The sequence below is a fragment of the Anaeromyxobacter diazotrophicus genome, assembly GCF_013340205.1.
In the GTDB taxonomy this organism is placed as follows: Bacteria; Myxococcota; Myxococcia; order Myxococcales; family Anaeromyxobacteraceae; genus Anaeromyxobacter_A; species Anaeromyxobacter_A diazotrophicus.
Genome location: NZ_BJTG01000002.1, coordinates 635998 through 644664 on the forward strand (window position 1 = coordinate 635998; position 8667 = coordinate 644664).

At 74.5% G+C, this 8667-nt stretch carries 7 protein-coding genes; 3 read left to right on the forward strand and 4 right to left on the reverse strand.

All coding sequences use genetic code 11. The features are described from left to right. Nucleotides 1-4 precede the first annotated feature (4 nt). The 3 genes from HWY08_RS05945 to HWY08_RS05955 all read right to left on the reverse strand — a co-directional run bounded on the left by HWY08_RS05945 (nucleotide 5) and on the right by HWY08_RS05955 (nucleotide 4116). A complete protein-coding gene (locus HWY08_RS05945; protein ID WP_176063897.1) occupies nucleotides 5-703 on the reverse strand; it encodes a DsbA family oxidoreductase in 699 nt (232 codons plus the stop codon). A 62-nt stretch (nucleotides 704-765) separates the two neighbouring features. Beyond that, nucleotides 766-3177 (reverse strand): AAA family ATPase, encoded by a 2412-nt coding sequence (locus HWY08_RS05950; RefSeq protein WP_176063899.1) that lies wholly within the window; start codon nucleotides 3175-3177, stop codon nucleotides 766-768. Between the two features lie 216 nt (nucleotides 3178-3393). Continuing rightward, the gene (locus HWY08_RS05955; RefSeq protein WP_235969479.1) at nucleotides 3394-4116 is read right to left on the reverse strand and encodes a metallopeptidase family protein; all 723 of its coding nucleotides are present in this window, start codon (nucleotides 4114-4116) and stop codon (nucleotides 3394-3396) included. 113 nt (nucleotides 4117-4229) lie between these two features. On the opposite strand from HWY08_RS05955, the gene groL reads away from it, so the two are divergent. After that, nucleotides 4230-5867, forward strand: a complete 1638-nt coding sequence (groL, locus tag HWY08_RS05960) for a chaperonin GroEL (RefSeq protein ID WP_176063901.1) — start codon at nucleotides 4230-4232, stop codon at nucleotides 5865-5867. 30 nt (nucleotides 5868-5897) lie between these two features. Here the strand turns inward: groL and HWY08_RS05965 are convergent, their stop codons facing one another. Next, nucleotides 5898-7232, reverse strand: coding sequence for a GGDEF domain-containing response regulator (locus tag HWY08_RS05965; protein WP_176063903.1), 1335 nt, complete (start codon nucleotides 7230-7232; stop codon nucleotides 5898-5900). A 20-nt stretch (nucleotides 7233-7252) separates the two neighbouring features. Between HWY08_RS05965 and HWY08_RS05970 the strand changes: the two genes are divergently transcribed. Next, nucleotides 7253-8017 (forward strand): chemotaxis protein CheW, encoded by a 765-nt coding sequence (locus tag HWY08_RS05970; RefSeq protein ID WP_176063906.1) that lies wholly within the window; start codon nucleotides 7253-7255, stop codon nucleotides 8015-8017. An 88-nt stretch (nucleotides 8018-8105) separates the two neighbouring features. Continuing rightward, nucleotides 8106-8667 (forward strand): response regulator (locus HWY08_RS05975; RefSeq protein ID WP_176063908.1); only part of this gene is annotated, 562 nt, incomplete at its 3' end.

Here is an 8667-nt window from a genome sequence, read left to right on the forward strand (position 1 = left end):
GGCGTCAGCCGCAGCCGTCCGGCCCGCACACCGCGCCCTCGGCCACGAGCGGCTCCGGCGCCTCGGCCAGCGCCCGGGCGAGCGCCTCGTGCAGGACCTCGACCGGCTGCGCGCCCGAGAGGCCGTACCGGCCGCCCAGGACGAAGAAGGGGACGGCGTGGATGCCGAAGCGGCGCGCCTCCTCCTCGTCGCCGCGCACCGAGCCGGCGTAGGCGTCGGAGGCGAGGACGCGCCGCACCTCCTCCTCGCCGAGCCCGGCCTCGACCGCGAGCGGGGCGAGCACGGACGGATCGCCGATGGCGGCGCCCTCGGTGAGGTAGGCGCGCAGGAACCGCTCCTTCACGGCGTCCTGCAGCCCGCGCTCGAGCGCGAGGTGGAGCAGCCGGTGCGCGTCGAAGGTGTTGCCGGGGTGGACCAGGTCGAAGCGGAAGGGGAGGCCGTCTCCGGCCGCGACCGAGGTCATGCGGTCGACCATGGCCTGGGCCTCGGCGGTCGAGCAGCCGTACTTGCGCGCCAGCCGCTCCGCGTACGGCTCCTCGGGGACGGTGCGCGGCGCCGTGGGGTCGAGCTCGAAGGCCCGCCACACCACCTCGACGCGGTCCGACGCGGGCAGGCGCGCCACCGCCGCCTCGAGCCGCCGCTTGCCGACGTAGCACCAGGGACAGGCGATGTCGGACCAGACCTCGACGCGGAGCGTGCGCATGCCGTGAACCATAAGGCGGCGCGGCGCCGCCCGCTCCCCGAGGTGCCGGCGGAGGTCCCTGCTCAGCGGCCGAAGCTGAGCTTCCCGGCCGCGGCGTGGACCTCCACCACCTCGCCCGGGCCGATCCGCCCGGCCAGGATGGCGTCCGCCAGCGGCGCCTCGACCAGCCGCTGCACGGCGCCGCGCATGGGCCGCGCGCCGAGCGCCGGGTCGTAGCCGCCGTGGTCGAGGAGGTGCTCGGCCACGTCCTCGCCGGCGTGGAAGCGGATCTTCCGCTCGCCGTGGAGGCGGTCCGAGGACTGGCGCAGGAGCAGCAGCGCGATGCGCTTGACCTCCTCGCGCCCGAGCGGGCCGAAGAAGATGCGCTCGTCGAGCCGGTTCCACAGCTCTGGCGCGAGGGCGCCGCGGGCGGCCGACAGCGCCTTCTCCTCGCGCGTGGAGGCCTCGCCCGCGGCGGCGGCGCCGAAGCCCATGACGCCGGTGGCGGCGCGGGTGGCCTCGGCGGCGCCGAGGTTCGAGGTGAGCACCACCACGGTGTTGGAGAAGTCCACCTGCCGGCCGCGCCCGTCGGTGAGCCGCCCCTCCTCCAGCACCTGGAGCAGGAGCATGAGCACGTCGCGGTGCGCCTTGTCGATCTCGTCCAGGACCACCACGCTCGCCGGCCGGCGGCGAACGGCGTCGGTGAGCTGGCCGCCCTCGCCGTAGCCGACGTAGCCCGGCGCGGCGCCGACGAGGCGCGCCACCCCGGTCGGCTCGGCGCACTCGCTCATGTCGAGCCGGACCAGCGCGTCCTGGGAGCCGTAGAGGGCCTCCGCCAGCGCGCGGGCGAGCTCGGTCTTGCCGACGCCGGTCGGCCCGAGGAAGAGGAAGCTGCCCATGGGCCGGCGCGAGGCGAAGCCGGCGTAGTTGCGGCGCAGCACGGCGGTGATCCGCTCCACCGCCGCCGCGTGGCCGACCACCCGCTCGGCGAGGAGCTTCTGGAGCCCCAGCACGCGGTCGCGGTCGGAGGCGAGGAGCCGCGACTCGGGGATGCCGGCCATCTTGGAGACGACGCGCGCCACCTGCGCCGCGTCCACCTCGCCGCCGCCCTCGCGCCGCGTGCGCGAGCCGGCCAGGTCGAGCGCCGCCACCGCCTTGTCGGGCAGGAACCGGTCGGTGACGTAGCGCGCGGTCAGCGCTGCGGCCGAGTCGAGCGCCTCGGGCCGGTAGCTCACCTTGTGGTGCTGCTCGTACCGGGCCACCAGGCCCTTCAGGATCTTGACCGTGTCGGCGACCGACGGCTCGCGCACCAGCACCGGCGTGAAGCGGCGCTCCAGCGCCGGGTCCTTCTCGATGTGCTTGCGGTACTCGTCGTGGGTGGTGGCGCCGATGCAGGGGAACTCGCCGCGCGAAAGCGCCGCCTTGAGCTCGTTGGCGGCGTCCTGCGGGCCCTCGCCGGTTGAGCCGGCGCCCATGAGCGTGTGGATCTCGTCGATGAAGACCACCACCCGGCCGTTGGCGCGGCGCACCTCGTCCTTGAGGCCGAGTAGCTTCTCCGAGAACGAGCCGCGGAGCTGGGTGCCGGCCACCACGCTCGCCATGTCGAGCTCGACCACCAGCCGCTCCGGCCCGCGCTCGTCCACCAGCCGCTGCGCGATGCCCTCGACGATGGCGGTCTTGCCGACGCCCGGCTCGCCGACGAGCAGCGGGTTGTTGGTGCGCCGCTTGCCGAGGATGTCGATCGCCTCCTCGACCTCGCGCTCGCGCCCGACCAGCGGGTCGAGCCGGTGCGCGGCGGCGAGCTCCGAGACGTTGCGCCCCAGCGCCGCCAGCCAGGGGAAGGCCTGCGGGTCGAGCGCGTAGGGGGAGGGGGGGCGGGCGAAGGGGGTGGGGGTCGGGGCCGGCGTCGCGGTCGGAACCGGGGTCGCGGTCGGGGTTGCGGAGGGGATCGGCGTCGCGGTCGGGACCGGGGTCGCCGTCGGGGTCGCGGCCGGCGAGAGCGCGCCGCCCCCCCTCGCGGTCGAGGGCGAGGGCCGGTAGCTCGCCGGCGCCTTGACCGGCTGCGGCGCGAAGTGCTGCAGCCGCCGCGGCATGCGGCTCGTGAAGTAGGAGAGCGCCACGTTGCGGAGGGTCGCGAGCTGCAGCCCGCAGGCGGCGAGGAGCTGGTGCGCCGCCGAGGCGCGCACCCGGCTCATGGCGATGAGGAGGTGCAGGCAGTCCACCTCCTCCGCGCCGACGCCGGCCGCCACCTCCCGGGCGCGCTCGCGCAGGTCGCGCTCGATGCCCTCCGGCTCCTTCGGCTTGTCGGTCAGCGCCGCCAGCACGCGATCCTCGTCGATCCCGCGGTCGCGCAGGAGCAGCTCGGCGCGGTTCGGGACGGTGAAGAAGGCGAGGAGCTGATGCGCGCTGGTGAGCTTCTGGTTCACGCTCCGGGCGATGTCCTCCGCCTCGGCGAGGACCTGCGCCAGCTCCATGGACTCGATCACGTGGGGCACGCCCGCCAGCATCCGATATCGCGCCGGATCCGTCCATTTTTCGGCAGGATCCGCGATCGGGGGAGCGAGACGCGCGACCGCGACCGCGACCGCGACCGCGACCGCGACCTCGACCTCGACCGCGACTGCGACCGCGACCGCGACCGCGACCGCGACCTCGACCGCGACTGCGACCGCGACCGCGACCGCGACCGCGAACTCGACCGCGCGCGAGCCTCACTCCAGCCCGAGCTCCTCCAGCTCCTCCTCGTCGAGCCCGAGGAAGTGCCCCACCTCGTGGAGCAGGGTGACGCGGATCTCCTCCACCAGCTCCTCACGCGTGCGGGCGTAACGCTCGAGGTTCTTCTGGTAGAGCACGACGCTCGACGGGAAGTGGCTCCAGGGGTCCATCGACGCCTTCTCGCCGAGCGGCGCGCCGCGGAAGATGCCGAGGATGGTGGGCGGGTGGGGCGGGTCCTCGCCGAGGAGGTCGTCGTCCTGGGGGAGATCCTCGACGGCGATGGCGACGTTCTCGAGCCAGCGGCGGACCGGCTCCGGCAGCTCGGCGAGCGCCGCCTCCACCGCGGCGTCGAAGGCGGCGGGGGTGAGCACGGCCGGCGGGGGGTAGTCGCCGGGCGCGAGCTTCCTCGCGCGGGCGAACCGGCGCTCCGCCTCGCGCCGCTCGCCGCGGCGCTCCGCCAGGAGGCCCAGCGCGTGCTCGGCGGCGGGGTCGTCGTAGTCGCGCGCCAGCGCCTCGAGCGCGCTCCGCGCCTCCGCGAAGCGGCAGAGATCGAGGAGCGCCAGCCCCTCGGCGAGCGCCAGGTCCGCGGCGACGTCGTCGGGTGCGCCTGCCCGAAGCCCCGCGCGCGCGGCGGCGAGCGCGCCGGCGGCGTCGCCGGCGTCGAGCTTCTCCCACGCCTCGTCCGCGAGGCGCCCCAGCTCCGCTGTGGTCGAGGCCACGCTTGACCGCTCCCGATCGACGGTTATGTTAGCGCCCGCTCGCGGCGACTGCCAGCGCGGTCCGCCGGGTAACTATCCAGAACGACACGCGTTTCGAACAAAGGAGCCCGTTCATGGCAGCCAAGGAGATCGTCTTCCACCAGGACGCCCGCCAGGACATCCTCCGCGGCGTCCAGATCCTGGCCGAGGCGGTGGCGGTCACGCTCGGTCCGAAGGGGCGCAACGTCGTCATCGAGAAGTCGTTCGGCTCGCCGACCATCACCAAGGACGGCGTCACCGTCGCCCGCGAGGTCGAGCTCGAGAGCCGGTTCGAGAACATGGGCGCCCAGATGGTGCGCGAGGTCGCCTCCAAGACCTCCGACAAGGCCGGCGACGGCACCACCACCGCCACCGTGCTCGCGCGCGCCATCTACGAGGAGGGGCTGCGCCTGGTGGCCGCCGGCCACAACCCCATGGACCTGAAGCGCGGCATCGACCGCGCGGTCGAGGTCGTTGTGGCCGAGCTCAAGAAGATGTCGCAGCCCACCCACGGCCAGAAGGACATCGCGCAGGTCGGCACCATCAGCGCCAACGGCGACGAGACCATCGGCCGCATCATCGCCGAGGCGATGGACAAGGTGGGCAAGGAGGGTGTCATCACCATCGAGGAGGCGAAGGGCCTCGAGACGACGCTCGAGGTGGTGGAGGGCATGCAGTTCGACCGCGGCTACCTCTCTCCCTACTTCGTCTCCGACCCGGAGCGGATGGAGGCGGTGCTGGAGGAGCCGTACCTGCTCGTCACCGAGAAGAAGATCTCGGCCATGGCCGACCTCATCCCGGTGCTGGAGCAGGTGGCGCGCAGCGGCAAGCCGCTCGTCATCCTGGCCGAGGACGTGGAGGGCGAGGCGCTCGCCACGCTGGTGGTGAACAAGCTCCGCGGCACGCTCAACGTCTGCGCGGTGAAGGCGCCCGGCTTCGGCGACCGCCGCAAGGAGCTCCTCAAGGACATCGCCACCCTCACCGGGGCGCAGGTGGTCTCGGAGGAGCTCGGCACGAAGCTCGAGCAGCTGACGCTGAAGGAGCTCGGGCGCGCCAAGCGCGTCACGGTGGACAAGGAGAACACCACCATCGTCGACGGCGCCGGCGCCAAGGCGGACATCGAGGGGCGCATCAAGCTCATCCGCGGCCAGATCGAGGAGACCACCAGCGACTACGACAAGGAGAAGCTGCAGGAGCGGCTCGCCAAGCTCGTGGGCGGGGTGGCCGTGGTCCAGGTGGGCGCCGCCACCGAGACCGAGATGAAGGAGAAGAAGGCGCGCGTCGAGGACGCGCTGCACGCCACGCGCGCCGCGGTGGAGGAGGGCATCGTCGCGGGCGGCGGCGTCGCCTATCTGCGCTGCGCCCCCGCGCTCGACGCGCTGAAGGTGCCGCCGGGGAGCGCCGAGCGGCTCGGGATCGAGATCGTGAAGCGCGCCATCGAGCACCCCGTCCGCCGCATCGCCGAGAACGCCGGCTGGGATGGCCCGGTCGTCGCGCAGAAGGTCCGCGACGGCCAGGGGGCCTTCGGCTTCAACGCCCAGACCGAGCAGTTCGAGGACCTCATCCAGGCCGGCGTCATCGACCCGACCAAGGTGGAGCGGAGCGCGCTCCAGAACGCCGCGTCGGTGGCGAGCCTCCTCCTCACCACCGAGGCGCTCATCGCCGAGAAGCCGAAGAAGAAGGCGAAGGCGCCCGCCGGCGGCGGGATGGGGGACATGGAGGACGACTACTAGCGGTCGCGCGGTCCGCCGCTCCCGCCGGCGTCACCCCTCCCGCGCCGGCACCGGCGGGAGGTCGTTCGTGGCGATGTAGACCACGTTCCGCGTCGAGCGCTTGCCGCGGTACATGGCGCGGTCGGCGAGGTCGAGCACCTCCGCCTTCGAGCGCGCGTGCTCGGGGAAGCTGGCGAGGCCGATCGACGCCGTCACGCGCACCCGCGCCCCCTCGCGCGACAGGAACACGTGGTCCTCGATCGACCGGCGGATGCGCTCGGCCACCTTGAGCGCGCCGCCGGAGTCGACGCCCATGAGCACCGCCACGTACTCGTCGCCGCCGTAGCGGACCACCACGTCCTCGTCGCGCACGCTCGACTTCAGCACGCGCCCCACCTCGACCAGCAGCTTCGACCCCACGAGGTGGCCGAACTGGTCGTTCACCGCCTTGAAGCGGTCGAGGTCCAGGAACAGCACCGCGAAGGCGCGGCTGGCCTGCACCTCGCGGTCGAGCACGAGGTCGAGGAACCGCGTGTTGTAGAGGTGGGTCAGGTCGTCGAGGTAGGCGAGGTGCTCCACCTGCTTCAGGTGGCCCAGCGTCCGCAGCGCGAGCGCGAGGTGGCTGCAGAGCAGGGCGGCCGCGCTCAGCGCCTCGACGCTGGCCGACTCCCGCAGCGCGCACACGGCGCCGAAAGTGGACTCCGCGTCCGCCACCGGGAGGAGCAGCGCCCGGCCGAGCGGGGTGGCGAGCGCGAGCGCCTCGCCGGCGAGGCGCGGCATCGCCGCGCGCGCCGCCCCCGCCAGCTCCGCCGCCGCGCCCTCGGCGAGCCCCACCGCGCCCGCCGGCGAGCCGGTCCGCTCGCCGCGCTCGACGAACACGGCGCCCCGCGCCTCGAGCTCGGAGGCGAGGGCGCCGAGCGCCAGCGAGACCGCCCGGCCGTGGTCGAGCGAGGCGGTGACGCGCTGGCACACCTCGAACAGCCGGAGGTGCGCGCGCAGGGCCTTGTTCTCGGCGAGCAGGGCGCGCGCCGAGAGGCAGCGCTGCACCGCGATCTGCAGCGCCTCCGGGGTGACGGGCTTCACCAGGTAGTCGCTCGCGCCCGACTTGATGGCCCGCACCGCGGGGTCCACGCGGTCGAGGGCGGTGAGGACGATGGCCTCGATGTTCGGGTCGAGCCGCTTCGCCTCGTCGAGCAGCTCGAGGCCGTCCGCGCCGGGCAGGATGACGTCGGTGATGAGGAGGTCGTAGCGCCGGCGCCCGAGCTCGGTCAGGGCGGCATCCGCCGAGTCCGCGACCGTCACCTCGTACCCGGCGGCGCGCAGGTAATCGGAGTAGACGGTGCGCGCGAAGCGCTCGTCGTCGACGAGGAGCACCGCGGCCGGCATCCCCGTTGTATACCATGACCATGGAAGCGCTCGCGGCGGAGCGGAAGGCCTTGCTCTTCACGGCGGGCGGGGTGCGACTCGCGCTGCGGTTGTCGCACGTCCGCGAGGTCGTGGCGGCGCCCTCCGACGCGCCCGCCGAGTCCTTCGGCGGCGCGGTCGCGGTGGAGGTGGCGAGCGCCCTCGGGCTGCGGCCCGGGCCGGGCGCGCTCGCGGTCTACACCGACGCGCCGCGGCTCGCGCTGCGGGTCGACGCGGTGAACGGCATCATCGACCTCGGGCAGGCGGAGGTCTTCCAGCTCCCGGCCCGCACCGTGCTCCCGGCGCCGGCCCCGTTCTCCGGAGCGCTGGTGCACGCGGGCTCGGTCGCGCTGGAGCTCGCGCCCGCCGCGCTCGCCGGCCCCGCGCCGCGCCCCCTCGTCCCGCCGGCGATCCCGGCCCTCGAGGCCCCCTTCGCGCTCGGCGCCGAGCTGCTCTTCGTCCGCGGCGCGCGCACCTACGGGGTGCCGGTCCAGCTGCTGTCCCGGGTGCTCGAGGACCCGCTCGTCCAGCCGGTCCCGCTCACCGCCCCGGCGCACCGCGGGCTCCTGGTCCACGCCCGCGCGCTCCACCCGGTGTTCGACATCGGCGCGCTGCACGGCGACGAGCCTCGCAGCGGCGCGGCGAGCGCGCTCCTCGTCGACGCCGGCGGCGAGGTGGTGGCGGTGCTCGCGGACGGCGTCCTCCCGCCCGGCGGCGCGCCGCCGGCGGGCGTCGTGCGGCCGAGCTGGGACGCGCTGTTCGGCTAGCGCGCGGCGCGTCCGAAACCGCCCGCAAACCTTGACATTCATGGAATCCAGGCGTTACTGCTGACGAACCTACGTCCACGGAAGAGCCATGCCCAAGAACCTTCTCCTCGCGGACGATTCCATCACCATCCAGAAGGTGGTGGGGATCACGTTCGCGGGGGAGGACTTCCAGGTCACGGCGGTGGACAACGGCGAGGAGGCCCTGGCGCGAGCTCGCGAGCACGCGCCCGACGTCATCCTCGCCGACGTGGTGATGCCCCGGAAGAACGGGTACGAGCTGTGCGAGGCCGTGAAGGCCGACCCGGCGCTGCGGCACATCCCCGTCCTCCTGCTCGCCGGCACCTTCGAGGCCTTCGACGAGGGGCGCGCCCGCGCCGCGCACGCCGACGGCCACATCGCGAAGCCGTTCGAGAGCCAGGCCCTCCTCACCAAGGTGAAGGAGCTGCTCGCCGCGCCCGCTCCCGCCAGGTCCGCCGCCGCTGCCGCTCCCGCCCGCCCCGCCGCCGCGGCTCCGGTCCGGCCGGCGCCCGCCGCCGCTCCGGTGCGGCCCGCCGGGCCGCCGCCCGGGGCCCGTCCGCCGGCCGCCGCCCCGCCCGCCGGGGCGCCCCCGCGCGCCGCGCCGCGGCCCCCGCCGGGCGCGCCACCCGCCG